The 21,230-nt window shown below is 45.9% G+C and carries 13 protein-coding genes; 4 read left to right on the top strand and 9 right to left on the bottom strand.

The features are described 5' to 3' along the window. Positions 1-4 precede the first annotated feature (4 nt). Positions 5-11,299, bottom strand: coding sequence for a retention module-containing protein (locus ACLIIY_RS23850; protein ID WP_434528633.1), 11,295 nt, complete (start codon positions 11,297-11,299; stop codon positions 5-7). Between the two features lie 282 nt (positions 11,300-11,581). Continuing rightward, entirely contained in the window at positions 11,582-11,845 is a 264-nt protein-coding gene (locus ACLIIY_RS23845) for a hypothetical protein (protein ID WP_009704152.1), read from the bottom strand. A gap of 322 nt (positions 11,846-12,167) precedes the next feature. On the opposite strand from ACLIIY_RS23845, the gene ACLIIY_RS23840 reads away from it, so the two are divergent. After that, positions 12,168-12,416: a YgjV family protein gene (locus tag ACLIIY_RS23840; RefSeq protein WP_005431786.1), complete on the top strand. Its 249-nt coding sequence runs from the start codon at positions 12,168-12,170 to the stop codon at positions 12,414-12,416. A gap of 80 nt (positions 12,417-12,496) precedes the next feature. On the opposite strand, the gene ACLIIY_RS23835 is transcribed toward ACLIIY_RS23840, so the two are convergent. Together ACLIIY_RS23835 and ACLIIY_RS23830 are read right to left on the bottom strand one after the other, a co-directional pair. Next, positions 12,497-12,778, bottom strand: coding sequence for a DUF2218 domain-containing protein (locus ACLIIY_RS23835; RefSeq protein ID WP_009704151.1), 282 nt, complete (start codon positions 12,776-12,778; stop codon positions 12,497-12,499). Positions 12,779-12,857: 79 nt separating this feature from the next. Beyond that, positions 12,858-14,864, bottom strand: a complete 2,007-nt coding sequence (locus tag ACLIIY_RS23830; protein WP_434528632.1) for a TonB-dependent siderophore receptor — start codon at positions 14,862-14,864, stop codon at positions 12,858-12,860. A 116-nt stretch (positions 14,865-14,980) separates the two neighbouring features. Between ACLIIY_RS23830 and ACLIIY_RS23825 the strand changes: the two genes are divergently transcribed. Together ACLIIY_RS23825 and cueR are read left to right on the top strand one after the other, a co-directional pair. Next, complete coding sequence (locus ACLIIY_RS23825; protein ID WP_434528631.1) at positions 14,981-15,952, top strand: helix-turn-helix domain-containing protein; 972 nt, start codon at positions 14,981-14,983, stop codon at positions 15,950-15,952. 109 nt (positions 15,953-16,061) lie between these two features. Continuing rightward, on the top strand, positions 16,062-16,448 hold the full coding sequence (gene cueR, locus ACLIIY_RS23820) for a Cu(I)-responsive transcriptional regulator (RefSeq protein ID WP_005437780.1): 387 nt from the start codon (positions 16,062-16,064) through the stop codon (positions 16,446-16,448). Positions 16,449-16,492: 44 nt separating this feature from the next. On the opposite strand, the gene vctC is transcribed toward cueR, so the two are convergent. From vctC to ACLIIY_RS23800, 4 genes are read right to left on the bottom strand one after another with little or no spacing between them, the layout of a single operon-like run. After that, the gene (vctC, locus tag ACLIIY_RS23815) at positions 16,493-17,248 is read right to left on the bottom strand and encodes an iron chelate ABC transporter ATP-binding protein VctC (protein WP_038867972.1); all 756 of its coding nucleotides are present in this window, start codon (positions 17,246-17,248) and stop codon (positions 16,493-16,495) included. Positions 17,249-17,250: 2 nt separating this feature from the next. Beyond that, the gene (gene vctG / locus ACLIIY_RS23810; RefSeq protein WP_104036585.1) at positions 17,251-18,201 is read right to left on the bottom strand and encodes an iron chelate uptake ABC transporter permease subunit VctG; all 951 of its coding nucleotides are present in this window, start codon (positions 18,199-18,201) and stop codon (positions 17,251-17,253) included. Then, a complete protein-coding gene (gene vctD, locus ACLIIY_RS23805) occupies positions 18,194-19,129 on the bottom strand; it encodes an iron chelate uptake ABC transporter permease subunit VctD (protein WP_005437790.1) in 936 nt (311 codons plus the stop codon). Before vctD ends, vctG begins: the two co-directional genes overlap by 8 nt. A gap of 20 nt (positions 19,130-19,149) precedes the next feature. Continuing rightward, positions 19,150-20,058 carry a siderophore ABC transporter substrate-binding protein gene (locus ACLIIY_RS23800; RefSeq protein ID WP_434528630.1) on the bottom strand — a complete coding sequence of 303 codons (909 nt, stop codon included), beginning with the start codon at positions 20,056-20,058 and terminating at the stop codon, positions 19,150-19,152. Positions 20,059-20,304: 246 nt separating this feature from the next. Here ACLIIY_RS23800 and ACLIIY_RS23795 point away from each other — a divergent pair, with 246 nt between their 5' ends. Beyond that, positions 20,305-20,469: a DUF3012 domain-containing protein gene (locus tag ACLIIY_RS23795; RefSeq protein WP_078609721.1), complete on the top strand. Its 165-nt coding sequence runs from the start codon at positions 20,305-20,307 to the stop codon at positions 20,467-20,469. A 76-nt stretch (positions 20,470-20,545) separates the two neighbouring features. On the opposite strand, the gene ACLIIY_RS23790 is transcribed toward ACLIIY_RS23795, so the two are convergent. After that, positions 20,546-21,226, bottom strand: a complete 681-nt coding sequence (locus ACLIIY_RS23790) for a Crp/Fnr family transcriptional regulator (RefSeq protein WP_005437794.1) — start codon at positions 21,224-21,226, stop codon at positions 20,546-20,548. Positions 21,227-21,230 lie beyond the last annotated feature (4 nt).

Raw genomic sequence — 21,230 nt, 5'->3', positions numbered from 1 at the left:
TCCGTCAAGAACCTTGTGAACGAACCACAACTTGGTTGCTGCCGTTTAAATCAACAGAGTCCGAGTCAACACCGTTTTGCTTGAAGTAAATACCCGAATCATCAGCCGAGAATGACGTCACTTGTGCACCGTCAGCACCAAGATCATCATCACCTTCTACAGGGTCTCGGAATAAGCGAACCGTACGGTTTCCTTGTCCCTCAATACGTGAAATAGACGCATCGTGCAGGGTTGGAACATCATCGGTAATCGTAACTGGTAAGTTAATACCGGCCGTATCGCCATCGACATCGGTCGCGAAGACTGGAAGATCGAGTATGAGTGTATCTTCGCCCTGGGTTGAGTGGTCTAGCGCACCCTCAAGCGTAAACTTGTAAGAGCCGTCAGCGTTCAAAACTAACGTGAACACTGAGTTACCATCCGGTGTTTGACCTTGATAAGTAAAGTTGTTGTTGCTTACCGCGGTTTGAACTAACGTTACCGCGAGACCACCTGAAGTGACTCCTGGGATCGGGTTAGAAGTAAGATCTAACTGGTAAGAGACAACCGTATCTGCCCCTTCCACCGTATCGAAATTACCTGTTGCTTCTAGGCTGTCTTTGTTGGTTGCCTGAGAGCCATTAGCGAGATCATCCTCGTCAACAGCCAAAGCATCTGCTGATGTAATTTCAGGAATGTCATCAACAATGGTGATTGGAAGGTTCAGTGATGATGACGTATCACCATCAAAATCTGTCACTGTAATTGGGATATCAATGACAAGGTTGTTTTCACCTTGAACAGCATCATGGTCGATTGGTCCCAATAGTTCAAATTGGTAACTGTCGTTATTCGCATCAAGAGACAACGTGAAGATCTTAGTTGATGTACCAGTGATGACCGCTTCGTAACTGGCTACGCCTCCAACAGTACTCACCAAGTTAAGCTCAATGTTTTGACCGTTGGAAGTTAACCCTGACACAACAGAATTAAGGTCAGAAACTTGGTAGCTGACAATCTCATCCGCACCATCAACGACTTCAAATCCACCGGTTAATACCGTTGAATCGCTACTTGTCGTGTCTGAGCCACCAGCAAGATCATCTTCATCGACTGTTTGTTGGCTAGTGTCTGTCACTTTCACAATCGCAGGAACATCGTCCACCACTGTGATCGGCAAGGTGATATTATTTGAAACATCGCCATCAAAATCAGTCGCGTTGACTGGAAAGTTGATGACTAACGAGTTTTCATCGTTACCCGCAGGATGATCAAGTGCACCCAACAGTTCAAATTCATAACTGTCTGCTGAACCATTTAGCGTCAGTTTAAAGACGGTGTCCGTCGTACCTTGTACATAAGCTCGGTACTCAATCACACCGTTTGAATTTGAAAACTCAACCAACTCAAGCGGTTGACCACCTGAGGTAAGGCCAGAAACAGGCGATGTTAAACTATCCAACTGGAAGCTAACGATAGAATCGGCACCATCAGTAACGTCAAAGTTACCACCAATGATATTGGATTCTGGCGTGTCGTCCGAACCTTGGCTTGGAATATCATCCTCATCCACAGACAAGGTACTACCAGAGCTAATAGCATCAATGGTTGGTTTGTCATCTACGATGGTCACTGGCAAGGTCGCAGTGAAGGTATCGTTGTCGCCATCCGTGATCTTCACAGGTAGATTCAACAAAATTTCATCAGAGTTAACCGCGTGATCTAACTGACCAGATAACTCAAAGTCGTATTTACCATCTTGATGAAGTGTCAACGTGAAGACCGTCACTCCACCCGGCGTTTGTCCCACGTAAACAAGCGCGTCAGCAGTTGAAGCGCCAACGTCTTGAGAAAGTGTTACCTCTTCTCCACCCGATTTCAGATTCGGGATAGGATTTGAGCTTAGATCCAATTCGAAAGCATCAATACCATCTGCGCTAGTGACTTCGAACTCACCTGATACCGTTAATGGCTCTTTCGTTCCATCAGAACCAAGAGGTAAGTCATCTTCGTCGACACGTAGACTTTCAATATTGGTAACAACTGGAACATCGTCCACAACGGTAATTGGCAATGTGAAGGCTGGTGAAGTATCACCATCATTATCTGTCGCCGTCACAGGGAGGTTAATAACAATCTCGTTTTGCTGATTACCATCGGGATGATCAAGCGGCTTCTGTAAATCGAACTCATAGGAGTTGTTCGTTGCATCCAGCGTCAGTTCGAAAACCACTTCAGCAGGATTGCCAGCAACACCTTGGTATACGTTCACGCCGTTTGCGCTAGAAGACAAAACTAAGGTGATAGCTTCACCATCTGAAGTCAGTGACGCAACAGGCGTGGTCAGGTCACTCAGCTGAATAGAAGCTACTTGATCAGCACCTTCGGTGATATCAAAAGTACCCGAAATAACAGTATCTTCTGCACTTGCAGCATCCGTACCTGCTGGTAGGTCATCTTCATCAACGGTTTGTTCGCTGCCTGCTAGCAAACCATCAATGGTCGGAACATCATCCACAACCGTAATTGGTAAGGTGATGTTGTTCGACACGTCTCCATCAGTGTCAGTCGCGTTTATCGGTAAATTGATGACCAGTTCATTTTGGCCATCAGCATTTGGATGATCGAGAGGAGCAAGCAAATCGAACGTGTAGCTGTCATCAGAAGCATCGAGAGTCACACGGAATACTGGTGTCGTCGTGCCATCAATACGAGCTTCGTAAACTGAAACGCCACCTGCGTTTGATACTTCAACCATAACCAGTGATTGACCGCCAGAGGTCAGGCCTTGTACTGGCGTCGTCAGGTCAGAAACGCTGTACTCCACAATGCCATCAGAGCCATCAGTCGCGATGAAGTTACCTGCAATGCTGTTCGACTGCGTACCATCAGATCCGACTGTTGGGATATCGTCCTCGTCAACCGTTTGCACACTTGTGGCTTCGATGCCACCAAGTGTCGGTTTGTCATCAACGATCTTGACAGGAATTGTCTCAGCAGACGTGTCGCCATCAAAGTCTGTCGCGATGATTGGGAAGTTGAGCGTTAACTCATCGCTATCTACCGCGTGGTCAATTGGCCCTTCAAGCGTGAAGTTATAAGAGCCATCGGTATTCACTGTCAGCGTAAAGACCGCTTCAGTCCCCGCTGCCGCTTCGTAAGTAAAGCTACCATCGCCGTTTGCAGTTTCCGTCAGTGTGACTGCCACGCCTTGTGATGTGAGTCCAGCTACTGGTGTTGCAGAAGTATCGAGCTGATAGCTCACCACTCGGTCCGAGCCTTGTGTGGTGGTGAAGTTGCCATCGATTGAAATCGGGTCAGTTTGGTCTGAGCCAATCGTACCTAAATCATCCTCATCAACGGTAATCGCATCGACATTGGTAATAGTTGGCTTATCGTCAACGATGGTGACTGGGAGCGTTTCTGTGGTGGTATCACCATCAAAATCCGTCGCGATGATTGGGAAGTTCAGTGTCAGTTCATCACTGTCTACCGCATGGTCGATTGGACCTTGCAACGTGAAGTTGTATGAGCCATCCGTATTAACGGTCAGCGTAAATACTGCTTCAGTTCCTGCTGTCGCTTCATAAGTGTAGCTACCGTCGCCGTTTGCGGTTTCAGTCAGCGTGACGGCCACACCTTGTGATGTTAGACCATCAACTGGCGTTGCAGCAGCATCCAATTGGTAGCTTACTACCCCATCAGAGCCTTGCGTTGTAGTGAAGTTGCCATCGATTGAAATTGGATCTGAGCCGTCGGAGCCAATCGTCGCTAAGTCATCTTCATCCACGCGGATTGCGTCTACGTCAGTGATGGTTGGTTTATCATCAACGATGGTGACAGGTAACGTCTTCGATGAGGTGTCGCCATCAAAGTCTGTTGCGATAATCGGGAAGTCGATTTGCAGACTGTCGCTATTCACCGCATGGTCTAGTGGGCCCTGCAGAGTAAAGGTGTAGCTGCCATCTGGCTTCACCACCAATTCAAATACGGCATTGCCATCTGCTGTGGCAGTGTAAGTAAAGCTGCCATCACCATTTGTTGTCTCAGCAAGTACGACAGGCTCACCATGAGAGGTTAACCCTGCTACTGGATCTGCTGTTGCATCAAGCTGGTATTTAACAACGCTGTCCGAGCCTTCAGTTGTGCTGAAAGAGCCCGACATGAACGCATCATCGTTTTGGTCTGAGCCAATTGAAGCGAGATCATCTTCGTCCACCGTGAGTGGAACAACGTTGTCAATGGTTGGAACGTCATCAGTAATCGTGACGGGAATGGTCGCGGTCGTCGTATCGCCATCAAAATCTGTTGCAATGATTGGGAAGTTCAGAACTAATTCATCGCTGTTTAACGCATGATCCACCGGACCTTCTAGACGGAAGTTGTATGTGCCGTCTGCATTCACGTTCATGGTGAAGACAGGATTGCCATCCGCGGTAGCCACGTAAGTAAAGCTGCCATCGACATTCGCAGTCTCTACCAAAGTAACAGGCTCACCTTGGGAGGTTAATCCCGAAACAGGATCAGAAGTTGAATCAAGTTGGTAGCTCACCACTCGGTCTGAGCCTTGAGTAGTCGTAAACGCGCCTTCAACAAACACAGCGTCAGTTTGGTCTGAGCCAATGCCTGATAAATCATCTTCATCCACAGCCAGAGGCACAACATTATCGATGATTGGCGCATCATCCGTGATCGTGACTGGAATGGTCGCCGAAGTCGTATCACCATCAAAGTCGGTGGCAATAATTGGGAAATCAATCGTCAGGCTGTCGCTGTTAGCGGCATGGTCAATCGGGCCTTGCAGCGTAAAGTCGTACGTACCATCTATTGCGACATTCAACGTGAAGACAGGATTGCCGTCAGCGGTGGCCACATAGGTAAAACTGCCGTCACCATTCGCGGTTTCCACCAAGGTAATCGCCTCACCTTGAGAGGTCAGCCCCGCAACAGGATCTGCTGTTGAATCCAGTTGGTAGCTCACCACTCGGTCAGAGCCTTGTGTGGTCGTAAACGCGCCTTCAACGAACAGATCGCCGCCTGGGTCTGAGCCCACACCGCTAAGGTCGTCTTCATCGACACTCAACGCATCCACCGCTGTAATGGTCGGTACATCATCAACAATCGTGACTGGAATGGTTTCAGTAACGGTGTCGCCATCAAAGTCGGTTGCGATAATTGGGAAGTTCAGTGTCAACTCGTCACTATCAACCGCGTGATCAATCGGCCCTTCTAGCGTGAAGTTGTAAGATCCATCAGTATTCACTGTCAGCGTAAAGACCGCTTCAGAGCCCGCGGTTGCTTCGTAGGTAAAGCTGCCATCACCGTTTGCAGTTTCAGTTAATGTGACCGCCACACCTTGCGATGTTAAACCGTCAACTGGTGTTGATGAGCCATCTAACTGGTAGCTCACCACTCGGTCTGAACCTTGTGTGGTGGTGAAGTTACCATCAATAGAAATTGGATTGCTTTGGTCTGAACCGATTGACGCTAGGTCATCTTCATCAACCGTAATGGCATCTACGGCAGTAATAACTGGCTTATCGTCCACGATGGTGACCGGGATAGTGGCATTTGTGGTGTCACCATCAAAGTCGGTCGCGATGATTGGGAAGTTGAGCGTTAACTCATCACTATCAACAGCATGATCGATTGGACCTTCAAGCGTGAAGTTGTAACTACCATCAGTATTCACTGTTAGCGTAAAGACCGCTTCACTACCCGCTGTCGCTTCGTAAGTAAAGCTGCCATCGCCATTTGCGGTTTCAGTCAGCGTGACGGCCACACCTTGTGATGTAAGGCCAGCTACTGGTGTTGCAGAAGCGTCAAGCTGATAACTCACCACTCGGTCAGAGCCTTGTGTGGTGGTAAAGTTGCCATCAATTGAAATCGGGTCAGTTTGGTCTGAGCCAATCGTGCCTAAGTCATCTTCATCAACGGTAATCGCATCGACATCGGTAATAGTCGGCTTATCATCCACGATGGTGACTGGGAGCGTTTCTGTGGTGGTATCACCATCAAAATCCGTCGCGATGATTGGGAAGTTCAGTGTTAACTCATCACTGTCTACCGCATGGTCGATTGGACCTTGCAACGTGAAGTTGTATGAACCATCCGTATTAACGGTCAGCGTAAATACGGCGTCAGTTCCGGCTGTCGCTTCATAAGTGTAGCTACCGTCGCCGTTTGCAGTTTCCGTCAGCGTCACTGCCACACCTTGCGATGTTAGGCCATCAACTGGCGTTGCAGCAGCATCCAATTGGTAACTCACCACCCCATCAGAGCCTTGCGTTGTAGTGAAGTTGCCATCGATTGAAATTGGATCTGAGCCATCAGAGCCAATCGTCGCTAAGTCATCTTCATCCACGCGGATTGCGTCTACGTCAGTGATGGTTGGTTTATCATCAACGATGGTGACAGGTAGTGTTTCTGTCGACGTATCGCCATCAAAGTCTGTTGCGATAATCGGGAAGTCGATTTGCAGGCTGTCGCTATTCACCGCATGGTCTAGTGGGCCCTGCAGAGTAAAGGTGTAGCTGCCGTCTGGCTTCACCACCAATTCAAATACGTCATTGCCATTTGCTGTGGCAGTGTAAGTAAAGCTGCCATCACCATTTGCTGTCTCTGCAAGCACGACAGGCTCACCATGAGAGGTCAACCCTGCTACTGGATCTGCCGTTGCATCAAGCTGGTATTTAACAACGCTGTCTGAGCCTTCAGTTGTGCTGAAAGAGCCCGACATAAACGCATCATCGTTTTGGTCTGAGCCAATTGAGGCGAGATCATCTTCGTCCACCGTGAGTGGAACAACGTTGTCGATAGTTGGAACGTCATCAGTAATCGTGACGGGAATGGTCGCGGTCGTCGTATCGCCATCAAAGTCTGTTGCAATGATTGGGAAGTTCAGTACTAGCTCATCGCTGTTTAACGCGTGATCGATTGGCCCTTCCAGACGGAAGTCATATGTACCGTCAGCATTCACATTCATGGTGAAGACAGGATTGCCATCCGCAGTTGCCACGTAAGTGAAGCTGCCATCGGCATTCGCAGTCTCTACCAAAATAACAGGCTCACCTTGAGAAGTTAAACCTGAAACAGGATCAGAAGTTGAATCAAGTTGGTAGCTCACCACTCGGTCTGAACCTTGAGTGGTCGTAAATGCGCCTTCCACAAACACTGCGTCAGTTTGGTCTGAGCCAATACCTGATAAATCATCTTCGTCTACAGCCAGAGGCACGACATTATCAATGATTGGTGCATCATCCGTAATCGTGACTGGAATGGTTGCCGAAGTCGTATCACCATCAAAATCGGTGGCAATAATTGGGAAATCAATCGTCAGGCTGTCACTGTTAGCTGCATGGTCAATCGGGCCTTGCAGCGTAAAATCGTAAGTGCCATCTGTTGCTACGTTTAACGTGAATACCGGATTGCCGTCTGCGGTCGCCACATAAATAAAGCTGCCGTCGCCATTCGCGGTTTCCACCAAGATAATCGCCTCACCTTGAGAGGTCAGCCCCGCAACAGGATCAGCGGTTGAATCCAGTTGATAGCTCACCACTCGGTCAGAGCCTTGTGTGGTTGTAAACGCCCCTTCAACGAACAGATCGCCGCCTGGGTCTGAACCCACACCGCTAAGGTCGTCTTCGTCGACACTCAACGCATCCACCGCTGTGATGGTCGGTACATCATCAACAATTGTGACTGGAATCGTTTCTGTGACGGTGTCACCATCAAAGTCGGTTGCGATAATTGGGAAGTTAAGTGTCAACTCGTCACTATCAACCGCGTGATCAATTGGCCCTTCAAGCGTGAAGTTGTAAGAGCCATCAGTATTCACTGTTAGCGTAAAGACCGCTTCAGAGCCCGCGGTTGCTTCGTAGGTAAAGCTGCCATCACCGTTTGCAGTTTCAGTTAATGTGATAGCCACGCCTTGCGATGTTAAACCGTCAACTGGTGTTGATGTGCCATCGAGTTGGTAGCTCACCACTCGGTCTGAACCTTGTGTGGTGGTGAAGTTACCATCAATAGAAATTGGATTGCTTTGGTCTGAACCGATTGACGCTAGATCATCTTCATCAACCGTAATGGCATCCACGTCAGTAATAACTGGCTTATCGTCCACGATGGTGACCGGGATAGTGGCATTTGTGGTGTCACCATCAAAGTCGGTCGCGATGATTGGGAAGTTGAGCGTTAACTCATCACTATCAACAGCATGATCGATTGGGCCTTCAAGCGTGAAGTTATAAGAGCCATCAGTGTTCACTGTCAGTGTAAAGACCGACTCGGTGCCTGCTGTTGCTTGATAGGTAAAGCTGCCATCGCCGTTTGCGGTTTCAGTCAGCGTGACGGCCACGCCTTGTGATGTAAGGCCATCAACTGGTGTTGAAGAAGCATCGAGCTGATAACTCACCACTCGGTCCGAGCCTTGTGTGGTGGTGAAGTTGCCATCGATTGAAATCGGGTCAGTCTGATCTGAACCAATCGTGCTTAAGTCATCTTCATCAACGGTAATCGCATCGACATCGGTAATGGTTGGCTTATCATCCACGATGGTAACAGGCAATACGATTTGGCTTGTGTCACCATCGAAATCGGTAGCAATAACGCTAAAATCAAGGGTTAAGCTGTCGCTATTTGACGCATGGTCGATTGGACCTTGCAGCTCAAAACTGTACGAGCCATCAGTATTCAAAATTAATGTGAAGACTGCGCTGCCATTTGCCGTTGCGCTGTAAGTATAGCTGCCGTCTGCATTTTGCGTTTCGGCAATGGAGACGGTTTGACCTTGAGATTGCAGGCCATTTAAGGGATCAGCGTTTACATCCAACTGATACTGTACGACACCATCAGAACCCTGAGTCGTCGTGAACTGCCCTTCAACCAATGTTGGCTGTGATTGGTCAGAGCCTACCGAACTTAAGTCATCTTCATCGACGGTAAGAGCAACAACGTCATTAATGGTTGGCACATCATCAGCAATGGTAACTGGTAGAACAAGTGAGCTGGTGTCACCGTCAAAGTCCGTTGCGACAATATTGAAGTCTAGAGTTAAGCTATCACTACCCACAGCATGATCGATTGGACCTTCAAGGGTAAATGAATAAGAACCGTCAGGGTTCACTTGTAAGGTGAAGATAGCGTCCCCTTCTGCCGTTGCAGAATAGGTAAAGCTGCCATCTGAGTTGGTTGTTTCCGTCAGAGAGATAGATCGACCCTGAGATTCCAACCCATTGAGTGGATCAGTGCCGCTTTCTAATTGATAACTTACAACACGGTCTGAGCCCTGAGTCGTCGTGAAGTTGCCTTGCGCGAGCACAGAATCGCTTTGATCGGAGCCGATGCTTGATAAATCGTCTTCATCGACGGCTAGTGCCTCAACGCCATCAATCGAAGGAACGTCATCTTGAACTTGAATGACAATTTGCGCTGCTTCTGGTGTGTTCGAACCGTCGGTAATCGAGGAACGGTCACCATCCGCATCTACCGCGTAAACTGGCAGTGAGAAAGTAAGCGAGTCATCGTTAGCACCCGTATGGTCAAGTTGTTCATACAAGTTGAATTGGTATTCGCCCAATGCAGGTGCATCAATCGCCACATCAAATACGGTAATACGCACACCATCCAGCTCAATGAAGCCTTCGTAAGTACGTACGCCGTTACTCTCGGACGCTAGTTCTAGTTGAACAACCTGCCCTTGAGATTGGAGTTCTCCACCAACATTAAACTCTGTAGGTTCCAACTCATAGTGATCAATGATGTCACTACCGACCGCTGTCGTGATCGCCCCAGTACCACTTGTTACTACCGCGCCTTCCTGTGAACCTTGGTCAACACCCGCCTCGTCTAAAGACAATCCCGTCACGTTCTCAATCACTGGATTATCGCCATCAAGGATGGTCATCGTAAAGGTGTTGCTTGCTGTATCTTGGTCATAGTCGACGATTGTGGTTGGCAAAGAGAGCTCAATCGTATCTTCACCGTTTGTTTGTTCTAACGGCTTAAATTGCTCAAATTGGTAGGTACCATCAGTATTCAGACTGATGGTTAAGACGGTTTCATTCGAGCCAGCAATGGACAAGGTGATAGTACTGCCGTCTTCAGAGAGTACCGCTTCTGTCGCCTGATTATCACTCAATAGGCCATCGAACTGACTAAGTCCTTCTTGATTAAACGTGACCGTTGCCAATTGATCACTACCAATATCAACAAAGGTGCCAGTGATTGGTGTAGAAGAAGATTCAACGTTTTCAAAAGTAACGTTTTGCGGCGCAGGATCATCGCCATCAATAACGGTTGTCGTAAAATCGATAGGCGCTTGAATGCTGTTCCCACCAATATCTGCGCCAGTAATATCAAAAGCGATATTGATTTGATCACCGACGATCGATACTTGGCCATCAGCAACAGACGCGACATGGTCAATACCCTGGCTAATCGTGGTAACGACCTCTAACTCTAAATCACGGCCTAAAGATGTCGCTTCGATCTCGATACGAAGCACTTCGTTACCTTCTTGAGTACCGATAATGGCATTTTGCGCTTCGTCATAAACGAACGCCACTGGCTGACCACCAGAGGTAATATCACTGTTAAGCTCAGTTAACAAAGACTCTAAAGAAGACGTTTCAGGTACAAATGAAGCGGTATCAAGTGCGAGATCCCCTGCTTCAACCAACACACTAGAAGAAATGGTTTGCGGGTAGCTTGATAGAGAAATTGAGCCTTCTGTTACTTGAGAAGAGAGAGACTGACCGCCGTCAGCAAAAATGGTGATGTCGAGGCCATCAATATCATCATCGGTTTCGGTATCACCGCTTGGAGCCGATGTCTCGAAGAAGGTTGAAGCGAGTACTTCAGGATTGTTGTACTCAATGGTAACAAAGCCCGCATTCGCAGAACCGGAACCACCGCCGCCACCAGGACCTGCAGCGGTTGCTTCTAAAATGGCGGTAGGGTCGGCACCTTCCAAAATGGCTTGTTGAATCGCAGCCACGTCTTCTGCACCAAACTCAGCGTTTGCCGCTGCCGTTGGGTCAACATTGACTTGTCCGTCAACAGGCGCTTGAACGACCGCTTCCGTCGATGCAGCTTCAGGTGTCGGCGCTGGAATACACGCCACACAATTCTCGTCTACTAGATAGAGAGAACCTTCCGCTATCACTTCAATCGAAGCGCCATTTTCCGTGATGATTACATCACCCGGAACCAATACATCTCCGACGTTAATCGCCCTAACCTTCCCCTCAAGGTTTAAAGCGTAAACATCCCCTTTGACAGCATCTACTAATACTTCTTGCGGCACAGCTTGTGTACTCATCTGACCCCCGCTAATTGGTCAACGTCTTCTCGTTAGACCTTTATACATTATTTTAGTTTATCGGCTTATGATTCACCGTTTATCACAACTCTGATTTAACTAAGTATTGAGTCAATAAACAATCATATTTTGCAGTTTCGTTAATCGTCAGATACGAAAACTGCACCTAGTCACAATTATGTGACACCAACAAACCACTAAAATACCAACCAAACATATGAAAATAATAGACTATTAATGAAAGCTTAGTATTTATAAATAAAAAGACGAAGTGACGTGAAATTATGAAGTTAAGACTAATCCGCCCGTCCCGATTAGAAGCGGTAGAAATGCGAACAAAATGTCGTAGCTTGAAGAGCGTTTCGCAAGTCGGATAAGGAAAGGTGAAGAGAAAAACATCACCATCAAATACTGAACGACATAGTCAGAAGGAATCAGAATCAGCATCAGAACATGTGTTAATACGTGGATAGCCACTCCCCACGAATGAGGTTTGGTACGCATCATCAAGGCAAATGAAAACAGAAAGCTAATGGCAACAGGCATAAATTACACTTAATTAATAATGATTCTCATTTTCAATATTATGTTATTGTCCTAATTCCTTCAACTCAGTTTTGTCTATTGTTTGTATCGCTATTATCAATCAACATAATAAGTAAAATTATCAATGAATTTTTTCCTAAACGTTTGCGTAATCGCTAACCTTCTCTTAACCTTGATTTGAGGCTTTCATCACGGTTTTTCCATTGCTATAGTTCACCCATCAAAACGAACAAGACCATTCGAGGCATGGAGCTTCCTCGTTAATCTCAAGATGAGAAGAAGTGGTACCGACAAAATTCGGCAGATTTAAGAGGGTCAAATAATGGAAATGAACATGGTTGAGATTCTAGGCTACGCGGCTTCTATCATGGTTGCTATCTCACTAACTATGAAAGATATCGTTAAGCTTCGTATCCTTAACTTTATCGGCTGTGCACTTTTCACAGCGTACGGTTTGATGATCGATTCATGGCCAGTAGTTCTAACTAACGGTTTTATTGCATGTGTTAACGTGTACTTCCTTGCTAAAATGCAGCAGGAAAAAAAAAGCCTAGCGCCTGAAGAAGCCTAGGAAAAACGATTTTGGAAAGCCCGTAAGTATCATGCTTACGGGCTTTGTTGTTTTTGGTCGCGACTGCCGATTCGCTTTCTCTAGCGTATCCAGTTCAACTTCAGTGTTTCGCGGCGGGAGAACATTTCTACATGAACCGATACAACGCCCTTCACTTTTTCCAATGACTCTTCAGAGTCCGCCTCACAAGTTATCAGTAAACGCTCCCCTTCTAACTTAAACTCCGTATTTCCAACAGGAAATGTCACCAAACCTTTTTCATCATTCCAAGTCGCCGGTACTTTACGCGCGAAGTGGCGACACAAAGTCACGAGATATTTCGCCGCATGCTCGCTTTCAATTACAGTGGTTTCTTTGATCATTTCAGTCCCTCGTCCCTTTCATAAAAAAGGCTCTCGTAGGAGAGCCAAACATCTAAGGTTGTTGTTATTGCCCTTAGAGTTAGAATTGATAAGCGGCAGACAACTTGTAGTTACGCCCTGGTTCGTAATCGTCTAACGTAATCCCCCTTGCTGTGCCTGAGCGAGAGGCGTGGGATGTGTAGAGCTCATCAAATACGTTATCAATACCAAAGGTGACCGATAGCCCGTCAACGTTAGAAGGTACCCATTGTGCGTACAAGTTATGAACATCGTAACTGTCTTTCTTAGGTTGACCGTCAAACACGTTATCTTCCTCAAGCACAAACATTGAACTCCAGCCGAAAATGGTTTCTAGCGAATCAGATTGGTAATCCAGCGTTAAAGCGATGCTGTCACCCATGTCAATACTACGGCCATTACCACCCGCTACTGGGCCGCCCGTATCTTTGTTCTTTGTATCCGACTTAGAGTAAGACAGTTTGCTGCCGAAGCTCTCGTAACCATAGAAAGCACTCGCTTCAAAACCTTTGATCTCGACATCACCCTCATTGTAAATAAGGTATGTTTGAGTCGCTCCTTGATACGCTTCTGCAATGTAGTCATCAATATCGGTTTGGAACACGGTTAGGTTTGCGCCAAATGTGTGTTCATTTACCGTCTTATTGAAACGAACACCACCTTGGGTGTTGAGTCCCGTTTCTGGCTTCAAACCATCTTGTAGATAAGCCACATCTTGATAAGCAATAAAGGTTTCCATTAGCTCTGGACCTTTAAACAGCGAGCGAGAACTTGCAAACAACGTCCAGTCTTGTGTTACTGCCCATTCTGCCGCTAGTGCCCATGTCACTTCGTCGTAATCGTTTTTACCTGTTTCTGCTTTGCGTTGGTAGTCGTCAAATCGTAGGCCGGCTGTGATCGAAAGCGCATCCGAGATAAAGAATTGGTCCTCGACGAACAAAGCTGTAGAAACCGCAGATTCATCCATGAACTTGCTGCTGCCATAGTAACTTTCAGAAGTCTTATCCATGTAATCAAGGCCGTAAGTCGCGCGATGATCAAAGCTACCCAGAGTTAGCAATGATTGGAATTTTGCGCTTAAGCCAAAGTTCTGGTTTTTCGCGGTATTTTTCGATAAGCGGTTTGCTGGCCAACGCGGCGCCATGACAGATTCATCACGGACGATTTCGGTTTCAGTGTTATATAACGTGACGTCCCCTTGGTGTTGCTCATCACGAAGCTCATAACTTAATGTGACCGTGTCACGATCATAATCGGTTGGAATTAGAAGCTCACTCGACAAACCGTTATTGGCATCACCAGACATATCAGGGCGTGGGTTGTAATCACCACTGTCACGATACATATCGTATGAGATTTCTAGTCGGTGAATATCGCCAAACTCATAGCCGAGCTTACCTAAAATGTTGTAAACATCTCCTTCCGCACCAAAGGTTTTGTTACCATCACCATCTTTAAAGTCATCACGTGTTACGTAGTGACCATAGACCATCGCGTCCACGTTTTCAGACAGCAATCCATATAGCGTTAGAGAACCTTGTTGGTTGTCGTTAGACGCATAACCGCCGTAAACGCGAGCACCAAAGTTTTCATCGTAACGCAGAAGATCACGAGCATCTTTAGTCTCAAAGTACACAGAACCACCAAGACCGCTTTGGGTAACAGAGTTATTACCCACTTGGATATCTGCTGACTTTAGAATGTCTGGGTTGAGTGTAAGGTTACCAATATGGTGGAACATGTTGGCGTGCTGAGAGGCACCGTCTAAACGGATATCAAGATCGGTTTCACCCAGGCCACGAATGGTAATACGTTGATTGACGGAGTGTGTACCACCCACGTCGACGCCGGGAATATCACGAAGCAAATCAGACATGTGGTTAGCTTGTTTAAGCGACATGTCGTCGGCAAACATTGATTCGGTGTTACTGGATACCTTCGTACCCCACACCACTACCTCTTCGAAATGAGAATCTTGTTCTTGGGCTAAAGCGGGATGAGCAAGCGCCACCCCGACTGCTAGGCATAGGCTTGAAAGCTTAATTGGTGAGCTAACTGGGCTTTCCATAAACGTCTTCCTAAATATAAATGATAATAATTCTCACGTATGATAGGGTCGCTATTGATAAATACAAAGACGAATCACTTATGCGAAATCGCATAGGTGTTATGAGGAAACGTCAAATGGCGGAAGAGACCAAAAAAAGAACTAAAATTGCCAAAGTGGCTCTAACCAAAAAGCTTGAGCAGAAGGAAAAACAGATCATTGTAACCCAAGGTCAAAGCAACCAAACCCAACTCGCGGAAGGTCAATTCCTCTCCTACCAATACAACGACCAAATCTTTGTTCATGGCGGACGTTGCATTGAATTAGTCGATTCGAATATTGTTTCAACCGCACATTCTGCACTACTGATTACCATTCTTTTGGAGGGAAAACTCTCTTTTGGTTACGATGACCTCCAATTTGATTTTGACGCAAGCAAAGGCCCACAAGGCGTGGTTGTTAACCTAGCTAAGCCTGCAAACTTCCGCCGCTCGCTGATTCAAAACAACCGCATGAATAAAATTAATATTCTTATTAAGCCACCTTGGTTGGAATCGAGAATGGCGGGACATTGCGGTCACAAGCGCTTTATTGAAACTCACCAAGCCTTTTACACGCTGGAGCTTAATGAGACGTTAATTGAGCTGACACGAGCTCTAACTCAACATGAATCACCGACAAACATGAAAGATCGTATAGAGGTAGAGAGTTTGATCTACCAAGTGCTCTCCCACTCGATTGGGCAAATGCCAGACGACTACTGCGCGGAGTGCGAAGAGAAAAAGCGTTCTGGCGATGCTCGAATCGAGGATGTCGTCAGTTACATAGAGACACACCTCGAAGAAGATTTAACCTTAGAACGCTTAGCAGAACAGTTCTCGATGAGCGTTTCTAACCTGCAGCGTCGCTTTAAACAATCTTTTAATATGACCATCAACGGCTACATTCGTCACCGCCGGTTGGAGATTGCGCGTCAGCATTTGGAGCGTGGATTAGTCACCATCACAGAAGCAGCATACGAGGCGGGTTATCACCACCCATCGAACTTTACCAACGCCTTCAAGAAAGTGTTTGGTGTTCCGCCACACGAGGTCGTAAACAGCCATTGATGGTATCCGTGTCAACACCACAAAATAGGTTTGCTCTCAAAGCCATTTGGGAAGATAAACACTTGGCGTTATACTCGCGAGAAAGGTTATCTGAAATACAGAGGTCATCATGAATATTGGTGCAGTTGCGAAATTAACAGGGTTGTCTTCTAAGTCGATTCGTATGTACGAAGACAAAGGCATCATCTCGTCACCAGCTCGCAGCGATTCAGGCTATCGCGAATATTCTGACAAACATATCCAAGAGCTCAACCTTGTTTCTCGAGCAAAAAACGCAGGATTCTCACTGCAAGAATGCAAAGAGTTCGTTCAACTGGCGCACAATCCAAATCGTAAGAGCAGTGAAGTGAAAGCGCGTACGATGGATAAGCTTCATGAAGTTGAGCAAAAGATCGCTCACTTGTTGGAGATTAAAAAGCAATTAGAAGGTTGGGTTTCATCTTGCCCAGGCGATGCCGAGAGCCGATGTCCAATCATTGACGAGCTCACCAAGTAAGCTCGCCAACATTTCTATTTCGTTTTAATTTAATGAATGTAGCTTTAGTGGTAAGTACACATACGCTTGCCATTAAGCTCAATGATATTAAAAGGTGTCTCGTAGATATCTTCCAACGTGGATGCCTGAATCACCTCCTCCACTTTGCCAGTGGCAACCACTTTGCCCTTCTTCAACGCAAGGATCTCGTCGGAGTAACAAGCCGCAAAGTTAATATCATGAATCACCACAACCATGGCTTTATTCATATCGTGAGCAAGGCGCTGAACGACTTTCATGATCTGTAGCGAGTGCTTGATATCAAGATTATTCAATGGCTCATCAAGGAAAACGTAATCCGTATCTTGGGCTATCACCATCGCAATAAACGCCAACTGTCGTTGACCACCACTCAATTCATCTAAGAACTTATCTTGAATTTCTTTTAGGTCTAAGTAGTCAATTGCTTGGTCGATGATCGCATGGTCATCTTTGGACAAGTTGCCTTTTGAATAAGGGAATCGCCCAAACGAGACCAATTCTTTTACGGTAAAGCGCATCGTAATCGTGTTTGCTTGGCGCAACACCGCCAGCTTTTTTGCGAGCTCTTTGGTGTCCCATTCCGCAATCTCTTTGCAGTCAATCATGACACTACCACCATCTCGTTCGGTTAATCGTGACGCCATGGACAGCAAGGTACTTTTTCCTGCTCCGTTTGGACCAATAATCGATGTCACCTTCCCTTTCTCAAATTGGGTATCCGCACCATCAACCACTTTGTTGGAACCAAATGCTTTGGTTAATTTATCTATAACTATCATGTTTATACGACTTTGTTTTTCAGCAGTAGATACAAGAAGTAGATACCACCAATAAAGTTAATCACCACGCTCAGCGTCGTTTCAAATGAAAACAGGTTTTCTATAATCCACTGCCCCGACAACAAGGCACAAATTGCCATCAATGAACAACCGACTAACAAGGTACGATGCTGGTAAGAGTGGAACATTTCACGGCTCAAGTTCGTCACCAATAAACCAAAGAACATGATTGGCCCGACTAAAGCTGTCGAAATGGCAATGAGAACCGCAGAGAGAATAAAGACATTGCGCGTCACTTTAGGGACATCAACCCCTAGGCTCTTAGCGTTATCTTGGTCGAGCCAAAAGACATCTAAGGTGCGATGCATGCGATACAACAACCAGCAAGCGATGAGCAATATAGGCGAACTGAGATACACCAAGTTCACCTTCACATTGTTGAAACTCGCGTACAGTTTAGATTGCACAAACGCAAACGTATTTGGATCCATCAGAAGGGAGAAGAACACCGCAATATTGCTAAACAACTGCCCAAAGATCAGCCCAACTAACAGCAAAGTGATGAGATTGCGCCCGCCTTTTGAAAAATAAAACCCAAACAGCAACATCGAAAAGCCTACCATCACCAACACAGCAATCGAGAAGTTGATGTAAACATTCAGAACGAGCGCACTTAAACCACCAAACAACAAAACAATCAGCACTTGCGTCAACACATACAACGCATCAAACCCCATGATACTTGGAGTAAGAATCCGGTTGTGGGTAATGGTTTGGAACACCAACGAAGATTGAGCGATCGCAATACCCGCCAACACCATGGCTAGCACTTTAGGCACACGTCGCGATAAAAAGTACTGGTAGTTATCTGCCGTTAAGCCAATGCCAATAAACAAAAACGCAAAAAGCAGCGCGACGGCTGCCAATAAGAACAGTTTCTTGGAATCACGCACTTTGCTTACCTCGCAACAACATCGCGATAAATACCACCCCGCCTAAGATACTGATCACGATTGAAATCGGCATTTCATGAGGGAAGATGATCAATCGGCTAACCAAGTCACACGCCAAAACGAGTATTGCCCCGTACATGGCAGTAAGCGGGATATTGCGTTTGAGATTGTCACCGTAGAAGTAACTGACTAAGTTTGGCACGATAAGCCCAAGAAATGGCAGTTGACCTACGATCATCACCACACTGGCTGACATTACCGACACCAAAAGTACGCCTAACGTCACCACTTGCTGATAGTTCAGCCCAAGGTTTACTGCAAAGTCTTTACCAATGCCAACCGCAGAAATGCGTGCCGCAAATAGGTAACTTAAAAGAGCAACGGGAACAGCAATATAAAGCAGCTCAAAATCACCACGCAAAATGTTTGCAAAGTTTGCCACGCTCCATGCTGACAGGCTTTGTAGGGCATCGTATTTGTAGGCAATGAAAGTAGTAACAGCGTCAACAACGTTACCAAAGATGATGCCGACGAGCGGCACAAACACGACGCTTTTGAATTGGATGCGTTGAATGAACTGGACGAACATCAAGGTCCCCAGAATAGAGACAGCAAAGACAAGCCAAAGCTGTTCGCCATTACCAAAAAACACCACACTCATTACGTAACCAAGCATGGCACACTCAATCGTGCCCGTTGTTGAAGGCGCGGCGAATCGGTTTTGGCTAATTTGCTGCATCACTAATCCAGCGATGCTCAGCCCTGCTCCGGCAAGAAGAATGGCAAATAAACGCGGAATTCGGCTAGTAAAGAAAAGTTCTAGTGCTTTTGCATCGCCCGAAAACAACTGTTGGGGTGTCATATTTGCCACCCCAACAAACAACGATGCGACGCTTAGAACAATAAGAACAAGCAATAACTTTTTCAAAGTTAACCTCAGCTAGCTTTTTACAGATCGATCGTGTGTTTGATTTCACTCACCATCTTTTCCGTCGCGGTTACGCCAGACATCGCTAAGTACCAAGCATCAACATCTAGGAAGGTAATTTTCTTGTTCTTGTATGCCGAAGTTGCTTTAACCAAATCGTTATCCAACGCTTTAGCGAGGTCGTTGTCAGACTTTGCGTGAAGTGAGTTTCTATCAATAACTAGAATATTTTTCGGGTTAGCTTCGCGGATAAACTCGTAAGAGATGACATCACCGTGCGTGCCTGTTTTGAGGTTCTTCACTGTTTCAGTAAAGCCAAAATCGGTGTAAATCGCGCCAAAACGAGACTTCGCACCGAATGCACTGATGTTGTCTCCGATACTCAAAATCGTGAGTGCATCATTATTATTGGTTTGGTTGTATTCGCGAATCGCCTTGAACTGTGCATCCAAGTTTTCGATCTTTTGCTCAACCTTGTCCTCTATGTTGAAGATCTTACCAAGATTACGCCATTGTGCTTTTGTGCCCTGCCAGTAATCTTCTTTCTCTCCTGACGCAAAAACGACTGTTGGTGCAATTTCACTTAACTCATCGTATTTCGATGAACCACGAGGACCAACCAGAATCAAATCTGGTTTTTGCATATAGATGGTTTCGAAATCCGGTTCAAACAAGCTACCAGCAGAGGTGTAATTGTCTTTATTGTATTTCGATAAGTATTTAGGAAGATGCGAGGCATTCGAGACTGCAACAGGGTCGATATTAAAGCTATCGAGCATATCAAGAGGGCCAAAGCCAATCACAACCACACGCTTTGGTGATTGTTCGACTTTTGTCGTTCCCATGTAGTGATCGATTTTGACGGTTGCAGCAAAAGCAGGTGAGATTGTGAGCAGCGAAATAAGAGCCGCACTGACGAGTTTTTCCATTATTTTAAACCTTAAATGAGATCCATTATCATGCGCATTCGCAATATATCGTTACTCACATAGGCATTCAACCGATTATTTAATAACTTTACATTCGTTACACTTCTAAATTGGCTTAATAAATCAACAAATTACACTGTACCTATATCGGATTTGAGACGGTAAGCGCAAAATAATAATTTTCATGTTTATCTCGTGATCGAGTGCTTATACTTCAAAACAAGTCTTATCAAAAAGGATTAGAAAATGAAGAAGTTAGCATTAATGGTTTTTGTCGCAGCGCAACTGATGGCTTGTACAGAGGTGGGCAGTGAAGCGTGGTGTAACGACATGAAAGAAAAGCCAAAAGGCGAATGGACCGCTAACGAAGCGTCTGATTTTGCTAAAAATTGTGTTTTTAAATCAGAATAAACACACATTGTTCTGATTGAATAACAGATAAACCAGATAGCCTGCAGCTTTTATTTTTAAAATGGAATCGTGCGGGCTACTCGTAGGCATCAAGAAACGCTTTTAGTGCAAGTTCATCAACAATCTCTAGCCCCTGTTCGCCCTTTCTGATCAACCCCTTTTCCATTAAATCTTTCACCGCTCGGCGATAAACACGCCCCGAAGTGCCAAATCTTTCGGCTTCTTGGTTTACTTTGCCAAATCCACCCAACAAGGTATTAGTCTGTTTTTGCACCAACAAATCATAAGCGATGTTATAAGTAATTGGGTGTAACAAGCGATTGGTATAGATGTCCATTGAATCCTGATAATCCTCCGCCAAAGCAGAAGCAAAGAAGAACATCATGTCAGGTTGTTGATGCAACGCCTCAGTCAGTTTTTGAATACAGATGATATCCACTTGCATGTGTTCATCAGCTACCACATTCCATTGGCAAGGCGTTTGGGTGAAGTACTCCATTTCACCATAGATGTGATAATCGCAATTGGCTTCGCCCAGCTGGAAACGTCGTCCATTAGCTGCAATGATGCTCATCGAAACTCGACCAACTGGCACAACATAAAGATATTGAAGTTGTTCACCTTGGCGAAGGATCTCTTCACCAGAGTCAAAGTATCGACTGCCGATTTGGCATTGATAGATTAAGTCACGAAACTCAGCACTTTTCTGTTCTAGAAAGCTTTTGAAACGTCCAGTCGGATAAGGGCTTATTTTCACGTGA

Source organism: Vibrio sp. K4, from assembly GCF_051122595.1.
GTDB classification, from domain to species: Bacteria; Pseudomonadota; Gammaproteobacteria; order Enterobacterales; family Vibrionaceae; genus Vibrio; species Vibrio owensii.
Note: the sequence above shows the minus strand (reverse complement) of the source record. Positions and strands in the feature narration are given on the sequence as shown.